The sequence below is a fragment of the Massilia sp. P1_C10 genome, from assembly GCF_056406475.1.
The window spans coordinates 225997-247953 of the sequence record NZ_JBFUAC010000007.1; the positions used below are offsets into that span (position 1 = coordinate 225997).

At 64.3% G+C, this 21957-nt stretch carries 18 protein-coding genes and 1 pseudogene; 10 read left to right on the forward strand and 9 right to left on the reverse strand.

What is annotated here, in order from left to right; translation table 11 throughout:
* Positions 1–45 precede the first annotated feature (45 nt).
* From AC1D02_RS16650 to AC1D02_RS16665, 4 genes are all read left to right on the forward strand, one after another.
* A complete protein-coding gene (locus AC1D02_RS16650) occupies positions 46–1341 on the forward strand; it encodes a glycosyltransferase family 2 protein (RefSeq protein ID WP_477318952.1) in 1296 nt (431 codons plus the stop codon).
* Between the two features lie 45 nt (positions 1342–1386).
* On the forward strand, positions 1387–2298 hold the full coding sequence (locus AC1D02_RS16655; RefSeq protein ID WP_477318824.1) for an SDR family NAD(P)-dependent oxidoreductase: 912 nt from the start codon (positions 1387–1389) through the stop codon (positions 2296–2298).
* A gap of 25 nt (positions 2299–2323) precedes the next feature.
* Positions 2324–3676 (forward strand): nucleotide sugar dehydrogenase, encoded by a 1353-nt coding sequence (locus AC1D02_RS16660; protein WP_477318826.1) that lies wholly within the window; start codon positions 2324–2326, stop codon positions 3674–3676.
* 180 nt (positions 3677–3856) lie between these two features.
* Entirely contained in the window at positions 3857–4912 is a 1056-nt protein-coding gene (locus AC1D02_RS16665; protein ID WP_477318828.1) for a hypothetical protein, read from the forward strand.
* A 348-nt stretch (positions 4913–5260) separates the two neighbouring features.
* Here the strand turns inward: AC1D02_RS16665 and AC1D02_RS16670 are convergent.
* Positions 5261–5392: pseudogene (locus AC1D02_RS16670) on the reverse strand (KGG domain-containing protein); the annotation flags it as partial.
* A 116-nt stretch (positions 5393–5508) separates the two neighbouring features.
* On the reverse strand, positions 5509–6828 hold the full coding sequence (locus tag AC1D02_RS16675; protein ID WP_477318830.1) for an amidohydrolase: 1320 nt from the start codon (positions 6826–6828) through the stop codon (positions 5509–5511).
* Between the two features lie 192 nt (positions 6829–7020).
* On the opposite strand from AC1D02_RS16675, the gene AC1D02_RS16680 reads away from it, so the two are divergent.
* On the forward strand, positions 7021–9387 hold the full coding sequence (locus AC1D02_RS16680) for a DNA polymerase II (RefSeq protein WP_477318832.1): 2367 nt from the start codon (positions 7021–7023) through the stop codon (positions 9385–9387).
* Between the two features lie 468 nt (positions 9388–9855).
* On the opposite strand, the gene AC1D02_RS16685 is transcribed toward AC1D02_RS16680, so the two are convergent.
* Complete coding sequence (locus AC1D02_RS16685; RefSeq protein ID WP_477318834.1) at positions 9856–10131, reverse strand: hypothetical protein; 276 nt, start codon at positions 10129–10131, stop codon at positions 9856–9858.
* A 188-nt stretch (positions 10132–10319) separates the two neighbouring features.
* Between AC1D02_RS16685 and AC1D02_RS16690 the strand changes: the two genes are divergently transcribed.
* Positions 10320–10640, forward strand: coding sequence for a hypothetical protein (locus AC1D02_RS16690; protein WP_477318836.1), 321 nt, complete (start codon positions 10320–10322; stop codon positions 10638–10640).
* A gap of 64 nt (positions 10641–10704) precedes the next feature.
* Here AC1D02_RS16690 and AC1D02_RS16695 read toward each other — a convergent pair whose 3' ends face one another.
* Positions 10705–11616: a CHAD domain-containing protein gene (locus AC1D02_RS16695; RefSeq protein WP_477318838.1), complete on the reverse strand. Its 912-nt coding sequence runs from the start codon at positions 11614–11616 to the stop codon at positions 10705–10707.
* A gap of 115 nt (positions 11617–11731) precedes the next feature.
* On the opposite strand from AC1D02_RS16695, the gene pstS reads away from it, so the two are divergent.
* Positions 11732–12772, forward strand: a complete 1041-nt coding sequence (gene pstS / locus AC1D02_RS16700; RefSeq protein ID WP_477318840.1) for a phosphate ABC transporter substrate-binding protein PstS — start codon at positions 11732–11734, stop codon at positions 12770–12772.
* 170 nt (positions 12773–12942) lie between these two features.
* On the opposite strand, the gene AC1D02_RS16705 is transcribed toward pstS, so the two are convergent.
* Positions 12943–14334 carry an alkaline phosphatase family protein gene (locus tag AC1D02_RS16705; RefSeq protein WP_477318842.1) on the reverse strand — a complete coding sequence of 464 codons (1392 nt, stop codon included), beginning with the start codon at positions 14332–14334 and terminating at the stop codon, positions 12943–12945.
* A gap of 97 nt (positions 14335–14431) precedes the next feature.
* Positions 14432–14812 carry a translational machinery protein gene (locus AC1D02_RS16710; protein WP_477318844.1) on the reverse strand — a complete coding sequence of 127 codons (381 nt, stop codon included), beginning with the start codon at positions 14810–14812 and terminating at the stop codon, positions 14432–14434.
* Between the two features lie 416 nt (positions 14813–15228).
* Here AC1D02_RS16710 and AC1D02_RS16715 point away from each other — a divergent pair, with 416 nt between their 5' ends.
* Both AC1D02_RS16715 and AC1D02_RS16720 read left to right on the forward strand, forming a co-directional pair.
* Complete coding sequence (locus tag AC1D02_RS16715) at positions 15229–16959, forward strand: M4 family metallopeptidase (RefSeq protein WP_477318846.1); 1731 nt, start codon at positions 15229–15231, stop codon at positions 16957–16959.
* Positions 16960–17109: 150 nt separating this feature from the next.
* The gene (locus tag AC1D02_RS16720; RefSeq protein ID WP_477318848.1) at positions 17110–18507 is read left to right on the forward strand and encodes a M20/M25/M40 family metallo-hydrolase; all 1398 of its coding nucleotides are present in this window, start codon (positions 17110–17112) and stop codon (positions 18505–18507) included.
* A gap of 43 nt (positions 18508–18550) precedes the next feature.
* Here the strand turns inward: AC1D02_RS16720 and AC1D02_RS16725 are convergent, their stop codons facing one another.
* Both AC1D02_RS16725 and AC1D02_RS16730 read right to left on the reverse strand, forming a co-directional pair.
* Positions 18551–19264, reverse strand: a complete 714-nt coding sequence (locus tag AC1D02_RS16725) for a M23 family metallopeptidase (RefSeq protein WP_477318860.1) — start codon at positions 19262–19264, stop codon at positions 18551–18553.
* 35 nt (positions 19265–19299) lie between these two features.
* The gene (locus AC1D02_RS16730; RefSeq protein WP_477318862.1) at positions 19300–20283 is read right to left on the reverse strand and encodes a L,D-transpeptidase family protein; all 984 of its coding nucleotides are present in this window, start codon (positions 20281–20283) and stop codon (positions 19300–19302) included.
* Positions 20284–20570: 287 nt separating this feature from the next.
* Here AC1D02_RS16730 and AC1D02_RS16735 point away from each other — a divergent pair, with 287 nt between their 5' ends.
* The gene (locus tag AC1D02_RS16735; RefSeq protein WP_477318864.1) at positions 20571–21218 is read left to right on the forward strand and encodes a hypothetical protein; all 648 of its coding nucleotides are present in this window, start codon (positions 20571–20573) and stop codon (positions 21216–21218) included.
* 42 nt (positions 21219–21260) lie between these two features.
* On the opposite strand, the gene AC1D02_RS16740 is transcribed toward AC1D02_RS16735, so the two are convergent.
* Complete coding sequence (locus tag AC1D02_RS16740) at positions 21261–21779, reverse strand: chemotaxis protein CheW (RefSeq protein ID WP_477318866.1); 519 nt, start codon at positions 21777–21779, stop codon at positions 21261–21263.
* Between the last annotated feature and the right edge of the window lie 178 nt (positions 21780–21957).

Here is a 21957-nt window from a genome sequence, read left to right on the forward strand (position 1 = left end):
TACCGGTCTCGCACCCGGAGCCGCATGGCGGAAGACTTTGCGACCATGTCGGGTTCGCCATTCGCGCTGCCCGTCAGCATCGTCGCGTCCGCCTACAACGAGGAGACCATGATCCTGGCATCGGTGCGCTCGCTGCTGGCGCAGGACTACCCGGAGTTCGAAGTGATCGTCGTCAATGACGGGTCGACCGACCGGACCCTCGAGCTGCTGGAGCGGGAATACGCTTTGTATCCCGATAACACAGTGCACCCGGACATCTTGCCGCACCGCACCGTCGGCACCGTCTATGTGAGCGCGCTGGATCGCCGCCTGATCGTGGTGACCAAGGAAAACGGCGCCAACAAGGCTGACGCGATGAATTGCGGCGTCAATTTCGCGCGTTATCCCTACATCTGCTCGGTCGACGGCGACACCATGTACCACGCTGATGCGATTCTGAAAACGATGGCGCCTGTAAACCACGCTCCCGACCAGGTGGTCGGGGTGACTAGCTTCTTCGGCAACAGCCGCGAACCGGAGGCGGTGGGGCGCGACGCCAACGGCAAGCGCACGGTCGATCGCCATTTGTTAAGCGAGTTCCAGCATCTTGACCTGATGCGCTCGTTTATCGCGACTCGGCTGTGCTGGGCAAAGATGAACTGCATGATGTGCAACCCCGGCGGCTTTGCCATCTGGCGGCGCGAAGAATTCATGCTGCTCGGCGGATTTTCGAACGCATTTAGCTGCGAAGACCTGGAATTGACGTTCCGGATGCACGAGAAGATGCGCCGCGAACGGCGGCCATATCGCATCCTTTCACTGCCCGGCATGGTGGCGCGTACCGAAGGTCCGGAACGTCCGTCCAGCTTGATCCGCCAGCGCGCGCGCTGGCAGAAAGTGGTGCTGGAGGTGGTCTGGCACTACCGCAAGATGCTGATGCGTCCCCGGTATGGCAGCGTCGGCCTGGTTGCCCTGCCTTATTTTCTCCTGTTCGAAGCGCTCGCACCGGTGATGCAGCTGTTCTCGCTGCTGTCGCTGGCGGCGGCGCTCGCGCTCGGCATGCTCGATTGGCCCTTGTATCTCTGCATGCTCGGCATCGTCCTGTTTACCAGCGCGACCGGGTCGGCAGTCGCCGTCGCGCTGCACGACAACGGCTTCCGCGATTATCGCCTTGGCGACCTCGCGCGCATGCTGCTGATCGGTCCGCTCGACCTGTTCTATTTCCGCCCGTTGATCATGCTGGCGGGCATGCGCGGAACCTGGCAGTTCTTGAAAGGCGACCGCGGCTGGGACAAGTTCGACCGCAATGTACGCACGGGCACGGCGCCTCCCGCCGAACAGCCGATCGCGCGGCGCCCTTAGCGGTGGCCGCGGCAATGACCTTCACCCATTTCGAGGAGAATCAACGTGCATGTACTGGTGACAGGCGGGGCAGGTTTCATCGGCTCGCATAGCGTCGAACGCCTGCTGGCGCAGGGAGCCCGGGTCCGGGTGTTCGACAATTATTCGAGCGGCAAGCAGGCGAACCTGCCGCGCCACGCCGCGCTGGAAGCGTGGACCGGCGACGTGCGCGACCGCGACGCGGTGGAACGGGCGCTCGACGGCATCGATCACGTGCTGCATCTGGCGGCTCAGGTTTCGGTCACCGCGTCGGTCGACAACCCGATCGGTTCCGGCCAGACCAATGTGGGTGGCTTTCTGAATGTGCTCGATTGCGCGCGGCGGCGCCAGGTCAGGCGTTTCGTGTACGCCTCCAGTTCGGCGGTGTATGGAATCGCGCAGCCCGGCCCATGCCGCGAATCCGGCATCCCGGCGCCGATCTCGCCCTATGGTCTGGAGAAGCAGATCAACGACCTGTATGCGGGGATGTATCGCGAACTGTATCGCGTTTCCACCCTGGGACTGCGCTATTTCAACGTATTCGGTCCGCGCCAGGATGCCGCATCGCCGTATTCCGGGGTTATCAGCATCTTCAATCGCTGCCTGCGCCAGGGCGAACCGCTGTCGATCTTCGGCGACGGCCATCAGACGCGCGATTTCGTCTACGTCGGCGACGTTGCCGAGGTCAATGCGCGGGCCCTGGCGTCAGACGCGCAAGGAGTGTGCAACGTCGGCACCGGCCATGCGATCAGCCTGCTGGAGCTCGTGCGCCTGATGGGCCAGACGGCGCAGCGGCCCGCAGCGGTGCGACACCTGGCCGAGCGGGCCGGCGACATCCGCCACTCGAGCGCCGACATTGCGCGCCTGCGCCAGGAATTCGACTTTCACCATTTCACCAGCGTGGCGACCGGGCTCGAACGGTTGTGGCGTTTTCATTAGCATTAACAATCAACAAGGAGCTAACATGTTAGACACTATGACCATGCCCCAGGGCGCCGCCGCCGAGTCGTCCCTTTGCGACGTCCTGGTGCGCAAGATAGAAGCACGGACCGCCGTGATTGGCGTCGTCGGCCTCGGTTATGTCGGCGTGCCGCTGGTGCTGCGCTTTACCGAAGCCGGATTCAAGGTGCTCGGCTTCGACATCGATCAGAAAAAAGTCAATTCTCTCAACCAGGGCAACAGCTACATCGAGCACATCGGTTCCACGGCGATCACGGAAGCGCGCCAGCGCGGCTTCGAGGCCACGACCGACATGGCGCGCGCGGCCGAAGCGGACGCCTTGATCATTTGCGTGCCGACGCCGTTGAACGCCTCACGCGAACCCGATCTCAGTTGCGTCATCGGGACGATCGAAGCGCTGGTTCCTCACCTGCGACGCGGCCAGATCCTGTCCTTGGAGAGCACAACCTACCCCGGCACGACGTGCGAGGAACTGCGCCCGCGCATCGAGGCGAGGGGTTTCGTGATCGGTGAAGACCTGTTCCTGGTGTTTTCCCCCGAGCGCGAGGACCCGGGCAATGCCGACTTCCGCACCCGCAACATTCCGAAAGTGTGCGGCGGCGATACGCCGTCCTGCCAGCGGGCCGGCATGGCGCTGTACGGCGCGGCGGTGGACAACGTGGTGGCCGTGAGTTCGACCCGGTCGGCCGAGCTGACCAAGCTGTTGGAAAACATCTACCGGTCGGTCAACATCGGGCTGATCAACGAAATGAAAATGATCGCCGATAGCATGGGCATCGACATTCACGAGGTCATTCGCGCCGCCGCAACCAAGCCGTTCGGATTTACCGTCCACTATCCAGGGCCGGGACTGGGCGGGCACTGCATTCCCATCGATCCCTTTTATCTGACCTGGAAGGCGCGGCAGTATGGCGTCCCCACGCGCTTTATTGAGCTGGCGGGCGAAATCAACGACCAGATGCCGCGCTGGGTAGTGGAGAAGGTGGGCGCCGCGCTGAATGCGCGGCGCCAGTCGATCCACGGAGCCCGTATCCTGTTGCTGGGCTTGTCCTACAAAAAAAATATCGACGACATGCGCGAGTCGCCGTCGATCAAGATCATGGATCTGCTGACGGCGCGCGGGGCGATGGTGGACTATTCCGACCCGCATATTCCTACCTGCATCAGCCGGCGCGGCCAGCAAATTGCGTTGCACAGCATGCATCTGACGGGCGACGCGATCGCCTCCTACGATTTACTGGTGTTGGCTACCAACCACAGCGATTTCGATTACGACCTGATCCTGGACCGGGCGAAGGTCATCGTCGACACGAGAGGGGTGTATTCATCGTCGCATCCAAACGTCGTGATGTCTTGAGGAAAGGCGGCGCTCGCAGGCACGCCTGCGCGATGTCCGCCCGCCTTGGCAAATGGTTGGCGGTGTTGTCTTTTTAGATCTGGAACAAAATTTGCGTTAGGAAAAATTCCGCAAAGCAGTTAATTTCTTAGGATCAATGAGGTATGCTGGATTCTCTTCAGCAACTCAATTGGTCCTAATATGTTATCTAGCAAGAAACTTTCAGCCGCTCTTCTCTCCCTGTCGCTGGCCGCATGTGGCGGTAACAATATCGATGCCGCGCCGGACACGCAGCTGGCCGCATCGACTGTCGTCTCGGAACAGATGCCGGTGTATCGTTCCCAATTGCAGGGCGCCGAATCTGCCAACCCTTCTTATCTGGCCATGGTCACTTCTGGCATCGCAGCTACCAACAGCGTCGCCCCCGCCGTCGCCGCGCTCGGCGTGGGCGCTGTTAATGACCGCGCCATGTGGACCTGGTACGACGCCGACATCGGCACCAACGCGAAGCAAAAGAGGATGCTCGACTTCGCGGTGGGCCGGAAGGTGAACACGATCTTCATCCATAGCCAAACGCTGCTCGACAAACCTGCCTTGCTCGCCGGCTTCATCAACAAGGCGGCGGCGCGCGGCGTCAAGGTCGAACTGCTGTTTGGTGCCTCCGAGTGGGCGCTGGCGGCAAATCATCAGGCGCCGCTGGATTTGCTGAAGCGCGCAAACGCCTTCGTCGCCAGTCTGACGGGCGCGCGGCCCGCCGGCATCCACTTCGACATCGAACCCCATACTCTGCCACAGTGGCAGACTGACCCGGTTTCTCTGGGCAATCAATTGGTCGATCTGTACCAGAAATTCGCCGCCGCCAAGGGCGCTGGTTTGTACATCAATGCCGATATCGCGATGGGCTACGAGTATCTGTCGTTGACCCGGGGCGGCGTGACGAAGACGCTGTCGCAGTGGATGGTGGACGCCACCGATCGCACCACGCTGATGGATTATCGCGATTACGCGGCGGGTGAGGACAGCATCGAATCGCACGCGGTCCATCCTATTTCTTACGCCACGGCTCAGGGCAAACGCACCATCGTCGGCGTTGAAACGACGTGCAACCAGACGCCGACCAAAGTCACCTTCTGCGAAGAGGGAGCGACGAAAATGGAGAGCCAGCTGGCGACGGTAAACAGCTATTTCTCGACCAACTCCGGTTACGGCGGCGTCGCGATCCACGATTATCCGAATTACCAGAAGCTGGCCATGTAAGCTTGCCGAGCAACTGAAAGCCTCCTTTACGGAGGCTTTTTTGCTTTGATGCCTGGGATGGGCATCCCCTGGCGCTCGCTCGTCCGGCGGGATGGCACTACAGTCTTGACATCATGGCCGTAGTCCGCGATCAGGATTGCCAGGCGATTCGCCGATAGAATAAATAATTAACGTACAACGAAACGAAGCTCATCGTGTGATCATAAAGCCAACCTATGGGGCGAGGCTTGCCATCGATTCGGACTTCATGTTCGCTCCTTTCGTAGCAAAACAAAGTGGGGGCAAGCGCCCCCGCCGAACTTCGGTAAAACTGCGCTTGCGGTTTACTTCGAGCGGGTCTGCGAGCCTGGACGCATGTGCGGCGCGCCCGCCTTCGACGGCAATTTCCCTTTGTTTGTCAGGATCCATCGAAGCGAAACCGCGATTGCTGGTGTCGCTCTGCTGGCTGCCGCCGGATGCCGACCCTAGGAAAAACTGCATTGGTACGAAAGTCGGAGTATTTTGCTCAGTTTTGTAGGACCGCATCGAGCAAATTGCGAGGGATCATTCCTGTCGGCGCGCACCTGAGGCCAGCGGGACCAGACTCCGTCCCCGGATTATTTTTTCATCAGCGCCAGCAAGGCGGTGACGGTCGCTTCGACGCCGGTGCGCACCGCCGGTTCAGCTTCGATCCTGAAGATCGGGCTGTGGTGGCTCGGCACAGGCGCGCCGCCATTCGCAGCGGCATCCAGCACTTGTCGCGTTGTTCCGCCAACACCGAAGTAGACGCTGGGGATATACGGCTTGGTGGTGAAGAATGGGAAGTCCTCGGCGCCCATGCCGCCCGGCTTGTAGCTCGCATCGAAAACCTGGGCGCCCAGCTTGTCGGTCCATGCCTGCTTGAGCCGGCGGGTGAGCGCCGCATCGTTAGTGGTCGGCGGCGTGCTCTCGTCGAGCACATTCACCTCGGGCAGTTGGTTCTCCGCCACGCCGTTGGCGCGCGCGGTGTTGACCGCCACGCGCCGGATCGCATCGAGCAGCGCGGCGCGCGTGGTCGCGTTGTTACTGCGCACGGTCAGCTGCAGCTTGGCCGTGTCGGAGATGATGTTGGCCTTGGTGCCGGCGTGGAAGGAGCCGACTGTGATCACCGCCGGTTCATGCGGCTCGCGCTCGCGGCTGATGATGGTCTGCAGCGCTACGACGATCTGCGATCCGAGCATCACCGGGTCCTTGCCGCGGTGCGGACTGGCGCCGTGCGCGCCGACGCCATGGATCAGGATCTCGACGGTGTCCGCGCCCGAGTACGGGGAGCCTTCGTTCACGGAGATCTTGCCCGCTTCGACATCGGCGACCACGTGGAAGGCGAGTGCATAGTCCGGCCGTCCGAAACGCTCCCACACGCGGTCCTTCATCATCGCGCTGGCGCCCGCGACGCGTTCCTCCGCCGGCTGGCCGATCAGCATCAGCGTGCCGGACCACTGCGCGCGCCGCGCCGCCATCTGCCGCGCCGTGCCCACCAGGCTGGTGATGTGGACGTCGTGCCCGCAGGCGTGCGCCACCGGCCACAGGTTGCCTTCGCGATCCTTGCCCTGCACGGTCGATGCATTCGGCAGCCCCGATTTTTCGATCAGCGGCAGGCCGTCCATGTCGGCGCGCATCATCACCAGCGGACCGGGGCCGTTTTTCATGATCGCCACCACGCCCGTTCCGCCGACGCCTTCGGTCACGACGAAGCCCGCTTCGCGCAGTTCGGCGGCGAGGCGCGCGGCGGTTTTGGTCTCCATCATCGACAGCTCGGGATTGCGATGGAAGTGGTCGAACAGCGCGGCCAGGCGGCCTTGGTAGTCCTTGTGGACGGCATTCGCCAGTTCGGTATCGGCCGCGTGTACCAGTTGCAGCGGCAGGACGGCGAGCAGTAAAGCGATCGAGCGTTTCATGGTGTTCCTCGCGATGGGGAAGGTGCGGCTATTTGCCGACGAATTATTGTTGCCAACTATATCAGCTTTCAATTACCTTTCAGAAAATTTGTCAGGTGATCCAAAATGGTGTCAGGTCCGCGCCACCAGACCCCGGCGATCGGTTCGCGTATCATTCGCTAGTCGGCATCAACAGCGTTCGAAAGCGGGAAGTTGGAACAACTACAGCAGGGTTTTCTACTCACGCGCCACTGGCGCGACACCGCGGCCGGCACGGAGGTCGACTTCTGGCTCGCCACGGACGCCGGCCCGCGCCACATCCGCCTGGCGCCGCATCCCTCGGTCGCCTTCATCCCCGCCGAACAGCGCGAGTCGGCCGAGGCGGTCCTGCGCGGCGAACGCGGCGTGGAACTGCGCGACCTGTCGCTCAGCGACTTCCACCACCGCCCGGTGCTCGGCATGTACTGCACGCAGTACCGCCAGTTGACCAAGCTGTCCAGGCGCCTGCGCGAATACGGCATCGACGTCTACGAATCCGACGTGCGCCCGCCCGAGCGCTACCTGATGGAGCGCTTCATCACGGCGCCCGTGCTGTTCGGCGGCCAGGATGACGGCAGCGGCCTGCTGGTCGACGCGCAACTGAAGCCGGCGCCCGGCTACCGCCCGACGCTGAACCTGGTCTCGCTCGACATCGAAACCACCCGCTTCGGCGAGCTGTATTCGATCGCGCTGGAAGGCTGCGGCCAGCGACAGGTCTACATGCTCGGCCCGCCCAACGGCGACGACGAGGCGCTCGACTTCGACCTCGAATACTGCGACGACCGCGCCCAGATCCTGATTCGCCTGAACGAGTGGATGGCGCGCCACGACCCCGACGTCATCATCGGCTGGAACCTGGTGCAGTTCGACCTGCGCGTGCTGCAGAAGCATTCCGAAAAACTGAAGGTGCCGCTGCTGCTCGGGCGCGGAGGCAGCGCGATGGAGTGGCGCGAACATGGCGGCAAGCAGGAACACTACTTCGCCGCCGCCGCGGGACGCCTGATCGTCGACGGCATCGAGGCGCTGCGCTCGGCGACCTGGAGCTTCCCCTCGTTCAGCCTGGAGAGCGTGTCGCAGACGCTGCTCGGCGAAGGCAAGTCGATCGACAATCCCTACGACCGCATGGAGGAAATCGACCGCCGCTTCGCCGAGGACAAGCCGGCGCTGGCGCGCTACAACCTGAAGGACTGCGAGCTGGTCACGCGCATCTTCGCCAAGACCGAGTTGATGACCTTCCTGCTGGAGCGCGCCAGCGTGACGGGTCTGGCGGCCGACCGCAGCGGCGGTTCGGTGGCCGCGTTCGAGCACCTGTACATGCCGATGATGCACCGCCAGGGCTACGTTGCGCCGAACCTGGGCGACGTGGTGGGCGGCGACAGCCCCGGCGGCTTCGTGATGGATTCGCAGTCCGGCCTGTACGACTCGGTGCTGGTGCTCGACTACAAAAGCCTGTACCCGTCGATCATCCGCACCTTCCTGATCGACCCGGTCGGCCTGGTGGTGGGCACGCGCGACGACGGCGCCGGCGAAACGGTCGAGGGCTTCCGCGGCGCGCGCTTCTCGCGCGACAAGCACTGCCTGCCGGCCATCGTCAAGCAGATCTGGGACGGCCGCGACGCCGCCAAGCGCGAGCAGAACAAGTCGCTGTCGCAGGCGCTGAAGATCATCATGAACGCGTTCTACGGCGTGCTGGGATCGAGCGGCTGCCGCTTCTTCGACCCGCGCCTGGCCTCGTCGATCACCTTGCGCGGCCACGAGATCATGCACCTGACGCGCAAGCTGATCGAAGGGCAGGGCTACCAGGTTATTTACGGCGACACCGATTCCACCTTCGTATGGCTGAAGCACGCGCACTCGGAGGAGCAGGCCGGCGAGATCGGCCGCGCGCTGGTCAAGCACGTAAACCAGTGGTTCGACGACTACCTGCGGCGCGAGTTCGGCCTGGCCAACGCGCTCGAGCTGCAGTACGAAACCCATTACCGGCGCTTCCTGATGCCGACCATCCGCGGCTCCGACGAAGGCAGCAAGAAGCGCTACGCGGGCCTGGCGCGCAAAGCCGACGGCAGCGAAGCGATGGTCTACAAGGGACTGGAAACCGTCCGCAGCGACTGGACGCCGCTGGCGCAGCAGTTCCAGCAGGCACTGTACGAGCGCATCTTCAAGGGCGAGGACTACCGCGACTACGTGCGCGATTACGCCAGCCGCACCGCTGCCGGCGACTTCGATGAGCTGCTGGTGTACCGCAAGCGCCTGCGCCGGCCGCTCGACGAGTACGAGCGCAACGTGCCGCCGCACGTGCGCGCGGCCCGCATCGCCGACGAATTCAATCGCCAGCACGGCCGCCCGCTGCAATACCAGAACGGCGGCTGGATCCGTTACGTGATCACGCTGGCCGGGCCGGAGCCGCTGGAGGCGCGCCGCTCGCCGATCGACTACGAGCACTACCTGACGCGCCAGCTCCAGCCGGTGGCCGATGCGATCCTGCCCTTCGTCGATGACGATTTCAGCGCGCTGACCAGCCGCCAGCACACGCTGTTCTAGCGGCGCGGGACGAAAAAAAGCTCCCAGGACGGGAGCTTCTTATCCGCCTTGCATCGGGCGGCCACCTGGGGTGGAATACGACTTACGGTTTGCCTACCTCGACGCCGAGCCGGCCATATTGCATGCTGCAGCCGGTGAAACGGTGAAGCTTTGAAGCTGTGAAACGATGAAACTGCTGCCGGGTCGGGGTGCTGGCTTCCGGTGTTCGCGCTGTTCTTGCCGCCTTGAGCCGCCGGACTATTCCTCTTACTCGAACCAGTGACTGGTCCGCTACCGGAACTTCAATCCGGACTGCTTGCTGTCGCTATGATCGTGGTGCACTGCACTTCTCTTCACTCACCATAGGATCTCCTATGCCGTTTGTTGTAACTCAATGATAGTCGGCATCGACAGTTTCTCAATAGGAGCAGACCGGACGGGACAGTAGGAATACACCCCTAGTTTCCGGAACAAAATACGGCGGATTGTTCAGCGCTTGAGCGAGTCTATCAGCCGGCGCGCTTCGGACAGCAGCGTCGCCTGCGCGTCGGGCAGGGCGGCAAAGCACATTTCGCCGTCTTCGGGAATCGAATGCATGTCGACCGATTTCCAGCCGTCCTCGAAGTGCTGCGGGTGCAGCAGGCGAATGCGCGCCTGGGCGGCATACGGCACCGGTTCGCCGGTTTTCCAGGCGGCGGATTTCAATTCGCGGCAGGATGCGGTAATGGTCCAGCCTTCATAGTGTTCGTCGTGAGCAATCAACATGGCAATAAGAAATTGTGTCTAAAATACAATCTTAACATGGCGCCAATGCCGCACGATTGAATTGTCGAGTCCTTACCCCCCGTTACAAATGTTGCGGACCCATATCACCGCGTAACCGATCCGCGGAATACAGTGGGCTCGTCTGCACAAACGCAGGCGATCAACTGAATGGACTGGAGGGACTTATCATGAACATCTATCTGAAAGCACTGGCGGCAGGCGCAATTGCTCTGGCAGCGGCCCAGCCGGCGCTGGCGCAAACCAGCTTCTCGATTTATGCCGGTACGCCCGTCCGCGTCCAGCAGTACGCGCCTGCCCGCGGCTACTACGTGGCGCCGCCCGCCTATGGCTACAACGATGGCTATCGCCACGACTGGCGCGCGCGCCGCGCCGCCGAACTGCGCCGCCAGGAATGGCTGCGCCGCGAGGAGTGGCGCCGCGAACAGTGGCGTCGGGAGCACTGGCGCCGCGAGCACCATCGCGACGACCGCTGGGACGGCCGCTATTGATTGAAGATTGAAGCATGCGCCGCAGCCGAACGTCTGGGGTCAGGTCCGCCGGACCTGACCCCGTTCACCCGGGCGGCTTCACCTTCGCCAGCTTCTTCCAGCGCTTCGTCGCGGCCCTGCCTTCGTCCGGTATGCGCGCGGCCAGCATCCCGTCCGCAAATCCCGCTTCGTTCCCAAGCGCGGGATCGCCCTTCGCGATATCAGCCAACAGCCGCGTCGCCACCGTGATGTCGTTCAGCAGCCCCAGTTCGTCCTGCAGCGCGGTCAGCGCCTTCACATAATTTTTCACGCGCCGCGGCGCGAACAGCGACGCAAAGAATTCCGCCGCATAGCGCGTCTTCTTGGCCGCGATCCGCACCCGGTGCCGTTCCTCCGGCGTGGCCGTGGGCAGCTTGCGCGCGCGCCGGCGCAGCCGCCGCTCGTCGCGCTTGATGATTTCCCGCGCGAACCCGCGCACCGGCTGCCCCATCGCGTCGGCGCGCCATTCCTGCGATTTCACCCACTGTCCGATCCCGCGCATCAGCCGCTGGTAGCGCGCCGAACCCGCCGCTGCCGCCGCGCTGGCGTGATGCTGCGCCGCCTTGTCGGCTGCCGCCCGCGCCACACGCGCGATGCGCGCCGGATCGGGCAGGCCGCGCGCGATCCCGGGCAGCGTGGTCTCGGCCAGCACGTCCCAGTCGCGCGCCGATCCCAGTTCGCCGGCCAGCCAGTCCAGCTCCTTCTGCAATGCCGCGGGCAGGCGCAGCACGTCCTTGAACATCCCCAACGCCGAACGCAGGCGCCGTATCCCGACCCGCATCTGGTGCAGGCTTTCGACGTCGCGCGCCTTTGCCACGTTGCCGGCGTTGGCCTCGACATGCGCCAGGCAGTTGCCGACGATCTGTTCGAACGCCTGCCCGAGCGACATGGCGCGCTTGAGCGCCAGCGCCTGTGCCTTGACCGCCTCGCGCCCCTTGCCCCGGGATTTCATCGTCATCGCCCCCACTGAGGTCCTGCGTCAACTATACGCCGCCGCACAGCGTGCACGTCACATTGGCGTCATATTCGGCCCGTAGACTTCATGCATCCAAACAAATAGGGAAGACCTGAAAATGAAAATCCACAAGATGCTGACTTCGATGGTTCTGGGCGCGCTGGCAACGATGGCCGCAAGCGCAATGGCAGCCGACATGACCGGCGCCGGCGCCACCTTCCCGTATCCGATCTACGCCAAGTGGGCCGAGTCGTACAAGGCGGCCACCGGCAACGGCTTGAACTATCAGTCGATCGGCTCGGGCGCCGGCATCAAGCAGATCAAGGCGAAGACCGTCGACTTCGGCGCCTCCGACATGCCGTTGAAAGCGGAAGAACTCGACGCCGAAGGCCTGATGCAGTTCCCGGCCATCATGGGCGGCGTGGTCGCGGTGGTCAACGTCGACGGCGTGACGCCGGGCCAGCTGAAACTGACCGGCCCCGTCATCGCCGACATCTACCTCGGCAAAATCGCCAAGTGGAACGCGCCTGAAATCGCCGCGCTGAACCCGGGCGTGAAGCTGCCGGCCGACGACATCACCGTGGTGCACCGCGCCGACAGTTCGGGCACCTCGTTCCTGTTCACCGACTACCTGTCGAAAACCAGCGCCGACTTCAAGGGCAAGATCGGCGCCGGCACCGCGGTCAAGTGGACCGTCGGCGTGGGCGGCAAGGGTAACGAGGGCGTCGCGGCCAACGTCCAGCGCATCAAGGGTTCGATCGGCTACGTCGAATGGGCATACGCCAAGAAGAACAAGATGTCGCACACCCAGCTGAAGAACAGGGACGGCGTGTTCCTGCAGCCGGACGACGACAACTTCAAGGCAGCCGCCGCCGGCGCCGAGTGGACCAAAACCCCGGGATTCGCGGTGGTGCTGACCGACCAGGCGGGCAAGGCCAGCTGGCCGATCACCGGCGTGTCGTACATCCTGATGCACAAGTCGCAGGCCGACGCGGCCAAGGGCAAGGAAGTGCTGAAGTTCTTCGACTGGGCCTACAAGCACGGCGGCGCCGCCGCGACCGAACTTGACTACGTGCCGATGCCGGCCTCGGTGGTCTCGCTGGTCGAAGGCGCCTGGGAGATGCAGCTGAAAGACGCTGCCGGCAAGTCGATCTACTAAGCCGCGCGGGGGGGGAAGCAGGGGTTTAGCGGAGCGAAGCTTCGCTCCTGCGGAACGGTCGAGCCTTGCAAGGCTCGACTCCTTCCTGGTCCTGCGGACCTGTCCCCATCTTCGATTCCAGGGATACGTCCAACATGGGGTCGGGTCCGCGGGACCAGACCCCAAACCTGTCATTTCGCGCGCAGGATTTCGGTCAGGACCTTGCCCTCGGACCCGGCCGGCGGGCGCACGCGCAGCAGCGCGGCCAAGGTCGGCGCAGTGTCCACGGTTTCGGCGGAATGACCGTAGTAGCCGGCCTTGATCCAGCGCGGGCCCATCACGATCAGCGGCACGTTGGTGTCGTACGCGTAGGGCGTGCCGTGCGACGATCCGCTGCTGCCGCTGCCGAACACCCAGTACGGCCGTGTCACCACCATCAGGTCGCCGGAGCGCTCGGCGTCCCAGGCCCGCCGCATCAGCACGCGGGTCCGGGGCGCTTGCGCGGCGCCGGTTTCCATCTGGCTGCGCGTCACGACATCGGCGACGCCATCCTGCGTCATCAGGAAGCGCGCGGCAGTGCGCTCGACATCGTCCTGCGCCAGGCCGTTCGCGGCGAGCAGCTCGCGGTCCAGGTGAATATTCGGCATCGACGAGGCCCGCACCAGCGGCGCCAGCCGGTATTTTTCCTGCAGGTGCGCGTTCAGGGCGGCGACCAGCCTGGCCGACGGGATCCTGCCCGCGTCGATATGCCGGGCCTTGGAAAATTCAGGCGCGTTGGCGAAGCCGTGATCGGCCGTGAGCACCACGACGAAGCTGTCGCGCCCGACGCGCCGGTCCAGGTAGTCGAAGAAGCCGTCCAGCATGCGGTCCAGGCGTTGCAGGTGATCGTGCGACATCTTGCTCTCGGGGCCGAACGCGTGGTTGACGTAATCGTGCGCCGACAGGCTCACGCCCAGCAGGTCGGTCACCCCGGCCGCGTTGGCGCCGAGGCGCTCGCCTTCGACGGCGGCGCGCGCGAAATCGAGCGTCAGTTCGTCGAGGTAGGGGCCGGTCTTGAGCTTCTTGAAGTAGTCAGCGTCGATGGCGCCGCTCTTGCCCGAGAACGTGAAAGGAAAGCGGTTGGCCGTGCCGGTCGTCACAGGGTAGAAGCTGTCGTCGGCGTCCGTGGCATACGCCGAATCGGCCAGCAGCGGGGTCCAGGTCATGCCGTAATAGCGGTCCTGCGGGCGGGCCGCGTGATACCGCTGCACCCAGGCCGGGTGCGACTGCATGTAATAGGTGCTGCTGGCGAAATTGCCGCTGTCGTCCATGTACATGTAGGCGGTGCCGGTCTTCCCGGCCAGCAGGATCGCGCCGCGGTCCTTGCCGGATACCGTCACCACTTTGGCCCGGTCGCCGCTGGCGTAGCGCAGCTGGTCGCCCAGCGTGTCGACGCGTAGGTTGGCAGGCGAGGTGCCGTCCGACGGTTTGGTCTTTTCGCCGATGTAGCTGAACGCCGTGTCTTGGGTGCAGTAGACCGAGGCATGCGTCTTCGGATCGCAACCGGCGCCGCGGCATTGGCGCTGGCAGCGCCCAGCAGGCATGCTGCGCTTTGCCAGATTCCGAGAGCGGGCTTCGTGTGTTGCATGTGAACTCCAGGTATGTCGAAGCGCACAGCTTATCAGCCCGATGCGGTTTCGGTTACTGCATGCCGCCGGCGCTGACGAAATGCTGGCGGGCCAGCGCGAGCAACTGGCTGTCGGTCGGGTGGTCGACCGTTTCGACGGCCTTGATCTTGTCGGCGATCGCCGGCTCTTTACTGGCCAGGTGCTTGACGAAGGCGGTCTTTTCCTCGGCCGGGCCGACCACCAGGATCTGCTGGGTGTCCGTCAGGGAGTTGGCGATGTCGGTGTAGAACTGCGTGTTGTCGTCTTCGTCGGCATGGGTGTCGCCGTGCTTCTGGTGCGGATGCGGATGGGTCGAGTGCGTCTTGAGCGACTCGGACTCCGACGCGTCCTTGTCGAAGTGGATGACATGGGCGCGAGTGTGGTCGAGCCAGACGACGGCGTTATTGAATGACATAGTTGCTTTCGTGGGGGAATAGTGCGGAAGGGCGAGATGTTGCGGCCGCCCGAGGAACTGCCAGGCGCGGAGGCCACCTCACAATGGAATCAGTGTAGTCCCATCGCCTAGGCTTCTCGGTGCGCTAACGAACCCCCTGCGCGTAACTGCTGAATTGGTGCCGGTGCTCGAGCCGACCGGACAAAGCTGCCGTGGCGCCGCAACCGGGCCACGTGCCACGCCATCCTGACAGCGCCATGTGACCGCGTGATGAATTGCCTTGTCGAATGATAAATGTCTAGAAATGAACATTTCAGGTAATTAATGTCTCATTTGTATAAATACTTGACCACGCCGGATCGGCGGGATTACGTTAGCTCATCCCCGGAAAAAAGGGGCACACCGAATAATTTTTCGAGACACCGATTGGAGATATGATGACCCTTCGTAAAACGCTGTTGGCTGCATCCATTGCCGCACTTCCATTCATGATGTCGGATGCGGCGGTCGCCGCGGCCCCTGCGGGGAACCCGGCAATGCAAGCAAATGACACCGCCAGCATGGTATCGCAGCTGATGTCGCAACGCGGCCGTAACGGCCTCGACAGCCGTCACGGCTACGCGGTGAGCAACCAGCACCCGGGCGCCGCCGGCACCACCATCAGCCGCCTCGACCACACCTACAAGGGTGTGCGCGTGTTCAATTCGGAATCGGTGGTCGTCACCGGCGCCCACGGTAACGTCATCAGCGAGTCGGCCTCGGACCGCCGCAACGGCCTGGCCAAGGGTGACTTCAACGTTGCTCCAGGCCTGTCCGCCAAAGCCGCGATCGCCGGCGTCGTCGCCCGCGTCTCGCCGAACGGCAAGCCGATCGATCCGCCGAGCGCAGAACTGATCATCTATCCAGTCGTCGCCGACCAGCGCGTCGCGTCCGCCGCCAACAAGGCCGAGAAGGACCTGAACGCCACCGACCTGCAGGAAGTCGTCACCGGCTACCAGCTGGCCTACCTGGTCAAGACCCGCATGACCACGGGTAACACGCCGCAGTTCTACAACACCATCGTCAGCGCCGCCGACGGCAGCGTGATCGACCAGTGGAGCATGGTGCAGACCGTGGTCGGCACCGGCAACAGCCAGTACAACGGCGTCGTGCCGATCAATACCACCCTGACCGGCAGCACCTACTCGATCAAGGACAGCACCCGCGGCACCGGCGGCACCTTCGGCGGCATGGCCATCACCAACGCCAACCACACCACCAGCGCCGGCGCAATCTACACCAACACGACCAACACGTGGGGCGACGGCCAGAACTACATCGCCGGCGGCAGCACCACCAACGCCAACGGCCAGACCGCCGCGGTCAATGCAGCCTGGGGCCTGCAGAACACCTACGACATGCTGAACAACACGCTCGGCTGGAAGTCGCTGGACGGCAACAACACCGCGACCTACATCGCGGCCCACGTCAACACCGCCTACGACAACGCCTACTACAGCGACACTTGCAAGTGCATGTACATCGGCGACGGCGGCACCTCGTTCACCAGCCTCGGCTCGATCGACGTGATCGGCCATGAGATGGGCCACGGCGTCACCGCGGCGACTTCGAACCTGACCTACCGCGCCGAATCGGGCGGCCTGAACGAGTCAGCCTCCGACATCCAGGGCGAGATGGTCGAAGCCTACGCGCGCGCAGGCGGCACCGGCACGGTGATCCCGAATACCGGCAACGACTGGATGATGGGCAAGGAAATCGCCAAGAACGGCCAGCCGCTGCGCTGGCTGTACAAGCCGAGCAAGGACGGCGCCAGCCCGAACGCCTGGAGCATGAACCTGAAGCGCCTGGACGTGCACTACTCGTCCGGCCCGAACAACCGCATGTTCTACTTCCTGTCGCAAGGATCGAGTTCGTCGCCAACCAGTGACTACTACAGCTCGTACCTGACCAAGGCGCCGCTGAACATGACCGGCATCGGCAGCGACAAGGCCTTCCGCATCTGGTTCAAGGCCCTGACGACCAAGTTCACCGCGTCCACCAACTACGCCGACGCGCGCCTGAAGGTCATCGCCGCCGCCCAGGAGCTGTATGGCGTGGGCAGCGTCGAAGACAAGGCGGTCCAGCGCGCCTATGCGGCCATCAACGTCGGCGCCGACATCGCCGAGTAATCCCCGGTCGCGGGCGCCACTGCGGCGCCCTGGCCGGCCAGCCCCGCAAGCGATGTGCTGCCAAGCTCATCGGTTGCGGGGCTTTTTTGCTTGCGCGATGATGCAAACTGCGGCAATACTGCGGACTCCTGCCACTCGAAGAGTCCCACGATGCCGCTGCGCCGCCTGCTGACCGCCCTGATCCTTACTGCGCCCGTCGCGGCCCACGCGACACCCGCCAGCGACCCATGGCACGCCAGGGCGCGCGGCCTGCTCGAACACGCGGTCAACATCCCCACCGTGGCGGGCCGCGACCGCGTGCCCGAGCTGGCCGCCTTCCTGGCCGCGCAGTACCGCGCCGCCGGCATCCCGGCGGCCGACATCAGGGTCATGCCCTACCAGAAGACCGCAGCGCTGATCGTGCGCTGGCGCGCCGAAGGCAGGCCCGCCGCCAAGCCGATCATGCTGATGGCGCACATGGACGTGGTCGAGGCGAAGCGCGAAGACTGGACCGCGAGCGATCCGTTCGTGTTCACCGAGCGTGACGGCTACTACTACGGCCGCGGCACCTCCGACATCAAGCAGGGCATCGCCGCCACCACCGCCGCGATCCTGAAGCTGAAGGCGAGCGGCTTCAAGCCGAAGCGCGACATCATCGTGTTCTACACCGGCGACGAGGAAACCGACGGCGTGGGCGCCGAACTGGGCGCGACCACATGGCACGAGCTGCTCGACGTCGAGTACGGGCTGAACGCGGACGGCGGCGGCGGCGGCTTCGCGCCGGACGGCCGTCCGCTCGGTTTCTCCCTGCAGACCGCCGAGAAGACTTTTGCGGACTACGTGCTGACCGCGCGCAACCGCGGCGGCCACTCGTCCAAGCCGCGGCCCGACAACGCCATCTACCAGCTGGCCAACGCGCTGCGCCGGGTCGAGGGATACCGCTTCGAGCCGGTGCTGAACGAAACCACGCGGGCGTACTTCTCCGGCCGCCAGCAGGTCGAGACGGGGGCGCTGGGCAATGCGATGCGCGCCTGGCTGAAGAATCCGGGCGACGGCGCGGCGGCCGACGCGATCGAGGCGGACGAAGGAGAGGTGGGGATCACGCGCACGCGCTGCGTAGCAACCCTGCTGTCAGGCGGCCACGCCGACAACGCGCTGCCGCAGCTGGCGACGGCGACGGTCAACTGCCGCATCATGCCGGGCGTGTCGCCGGACGCGATCCGCGAGGAGCTGCAGAAAGTGGTGGGCGATCCGGGCGTGGTGGTCACGCGCGCCGACAAGAACCTCGCGGCGCTGGCGTCGCCTTTGCGCGCCGACGTGGTCGAGGCCTACACCGCTGCGGTGAAGGCGCTGCATCCTGGTTCGATGGTGGTGCCGGAGATGAGCACGGGCGCGAGCGATGCGCGGCCGTTTCGCGTGATCGGCATTCCGGTGTACGGCGTCGATGGTTCGTGGGGCGTGGTCCCGGTCGACAATCGCGCGCATGGGCAGGACGAGCGGCTGCCGGTGAAGGCGCTGGACGACGATGTCGACCACTGGGTGCTGATGCTGAAAAAGCTGGCGGGGTAGGGGGCGGTGTCAGGTCCAACGGACCTGACCCCGTCTGCCACGTTCAGTCGCCCATCAGCGGATACGGATTGATCGCGGTGCCTTTCCACCACTGCTTCGCCGGCGTCAGCTCGAACACGGCGAAGTGCAGGTGCGGCGCGTCCTTGGCCGAATTGCCGGTCGTGCCGACATAACCCACCAGGTCGCCGCGCTTGAGCACCGTACCTTCCTTGACGCCATCGGCATACTTGTCCAGATGTGCGTAGTAGTACGCATACCTCTCGCTCGGATCGAACTGGTATACCGTCAGCCCGCCCGGCTTGCTGTTGAATAGCTTGACCACTTTGCCGTCGGCCACCGCGAGCACCCTGGTGCCCTTCGGCGCCATGATGTCGAGCGCTTCGTGGTGACGCTCCTTGCCGCGCGGCTGGTCGAAGTTGTCGCTCAACTGCGCGTACTTCATGCCTTCCACCGGCACCAGCAGCTTGCCCGTCGGCCCGGCGGCGGCCGAGGCGGCGACGTCCGGCACCTTCGACAGCTCGTCCTGCGCCGGCTTGAGCGGGAGGTCGACTTCGGTCAGGTCGGTCGGCACCACCGGCGCCGGCGGCAGCGACGCGTTCAGCGTGTCGGTCGGCGCCGCGGCGGGCGCCGTCACCGTCGTTGGCGCCACCACCACCGCCGGGGCGGGCGTCACGTCATGCGGCACCTGGCGCAGGAACACGAACAGGCCGCCAGCGCCAATCAGCACGCCGGCCACGAAGGTCAGTAACCATCTCATCGATTTCTCCTCTTGTTATTTTTAGGGACCTGCGTTCATTCCACCAGCTGCACCGCGGTGCCGGCGCCGACCGCCGAGATCAGCGTGGCGACATCCCAGTTGGTCAGGCGGATGCAGCCGTGCGACTGGGTCTTGCCGATCGTCTCGGGCACCGGCGAACCGTGGATGCCGTAGTGCGGCTTCGACAGGTCGATCCAGGCCACGCCGACCGGGTTGTTCGGGCCGGCCGGAATGGTCGCCTTGGCGTCGCCCGCCTTGGCATCCCAGAACAGCTTGGGGTTGTAGTGAAAGGTCGGATTCTTCGAGATGCCGTTGACCTTCCAGTCGCCGATCGGCAGCGGATCGTGCTCGCTGCCGCTCGATGCGGGGAACTGGGCGATGATCTTGCCGGCGGTGTCGAGCAGGGTCAGGGTGCGCGCGGACTTGGAGACGACGATCTTGCCGCCCTTCGGCAGCGGTTCGGTATCGAGGACGTTCGGCACGACGATCTGCTCGCCGGCGCGCGCCAGGTCCTTGCCCGGATTGAGGCGCTTGAGCAGGGCCGGGCTGGCATGGAATTTTTCGCCCAACGCTTCTTCGGCGCTGGCGAAGCCCAACGCCGGCAGCTTGGCCTTGTCGGCCATCTCTTCGGGGATAGGCTGGAACGGGCCGGCCACGTCGGCGTCGGCGATGGTGTAAGTGGTCAGCGCGTCGGCGCTGTCGGCGTTCAGCGCGGCCCAGGTGGCGGCGTTCAGGTCGCCCTTGCCGGCGATGCCTTTGGCCTTCTGGTAGCCGGCGATTGCGCCGCGCATGTTGCTGCCGCTGGCGCCGTCGATTTCGCCCGACGAGAAGTGGGCGCGGTCGAGCAGGATCTGCGCGCGCAGGATTTCAGGCTTGCCGGGTTTGGCGGTGGCGGTTTTGCCGGCCGCGTTAACGCTGTCCGGAGTGAGTGCGGTCGCGGGCGCCTTGGCAGGCGTGGCGGCCATGGCGGGCAAGGCAAACGCGGAGGCGACGAGCAGGGCGATGTGTGCGTGTTTCAAGGTAGGTCCCGGAATCTGGTGATGATGAAGCAGATTAGTTCCTCCGGGATACGCGGTCTGTGCGCTAGCGTACTGTACATCTGCGTCCCGCGCAACGCTTCGCGCGACGCGGGCGGCGCACGATTGACTAGCGGGCTCGGCGGTGCAATTCTTATACGGTTCCAACTTTTAGAACGGGAGGCGCTAACCGGCTGATGCATTACCCCGAACGGCCCGCGCCGGAGCCTTATCCCGCGCTTATCTGAGGGCTGATCCGGGATCCAACAATAATCCAGGGGAAGATCAACATGAAAAAGCTAGGAAATATCGCCGTGTGCATCGGCGTGGCAGCGATGGCAATGTCGGCAGCGGTGGCGGGACCGGGGCAGGGCGCCGCGGCGGGCCGGACGACCGCGCCGGGACAGAATAAATTGCAGTGCTTCGACGGCACTAACGACGGGGGCTTCGGCGGCACCTGTACCCTCAATAGCAACGGCGCCAAGGGTTCGGCGACCTTGAACAACAGCAGCAACAGCACCACCGGCGACTATGCCGGGGTGTACATTGCCGAAACCACCTTGTCGGGCCAGTTGCTGACCGCGGTCACCCAGCTCGGCTACAGCTACACGGGCAGCATCGTGCCGCACCCGGGCAGCCTGAGCCTGAACGTGCCGATCGACACCAACGGAAACGGCACGACCGACGGCTATGCCTTCATCGACGCGGCCTACTGCGCCGGCACTGGCGGGCGGGTCGACGTCATCAATGACGCGAGCTGCGGCATCTATTACCAGGGCGTCAATTACTCTGGCAACTGGGCCCAGTTCCTTATGGCCCATCCCGCTGCCAAAGTAGCCACCGACGCGCTGCCCTTCGTGATCGCCGAGCGCACGCCGTCCGAGGGGGCGGCGGTTTGGACCGTCAGTAACGTCAAGCTGGGCAAAGCTGGCAAGTAAGCCGGAGCCGGGCGGCGGCGCGCGGCGCCGCCGCTTTTGTCATCACGCGGACAGGTTGCCCAGCACGCCGATGTCCGCCCGGCCCATCAGCTTCTCGATATCGACCAGGATCAGCATGCGCTCGTCGAGCGTGCCCAGGCCGATCAGGTAGTCGCTCTCGAACACGCCGCCCATGTCGGGCGCCGGGCGGATTTGTTCGGTCGTCAGGGTGGTCACGTCGGAGACGCTGTCGACCACCATGCCGACCACTTTGCCGCCCAGGTTCAGCACGATGACGATGGTGAACTCGTCATAGCTCGGCGTGCCGAGGTTGAACTTGATGCGCATGTCGACGATCGGCACGATCACGCCGCGCAGGTTCATCACGCCCTTGAAGTAGGCCGGTGTGTTGGCGATGCGGGTCACCGCGTCGGTTTCGTAGCCGCGGATTTCCTGCACCTTGAGGATGTCGAGGCCGTACTCTTCCTCGCCCATCGTGAAAGCCAGGAACTCGTGGCCGGATTCGTCGCGCGCGTGCGCCTGGTGGTGGACTGCTTTGTCCGCTGCGTGGGTTTGGAGCATGGTATCGACCTGGTGAGTTTGGAAAAACGGGGATCGTCGCTCAAGGGGCTACGGCGGGGCGGCGGCGATAGCGCGGGCTTGATGGGGACTGATTCCGACCGCCGCGGCGTGAAGCGCGGCACAGCCTCCCACGTTACACTTGCCCCATGGAAATGTCGAGGGAGAGCCTGTCGGACGG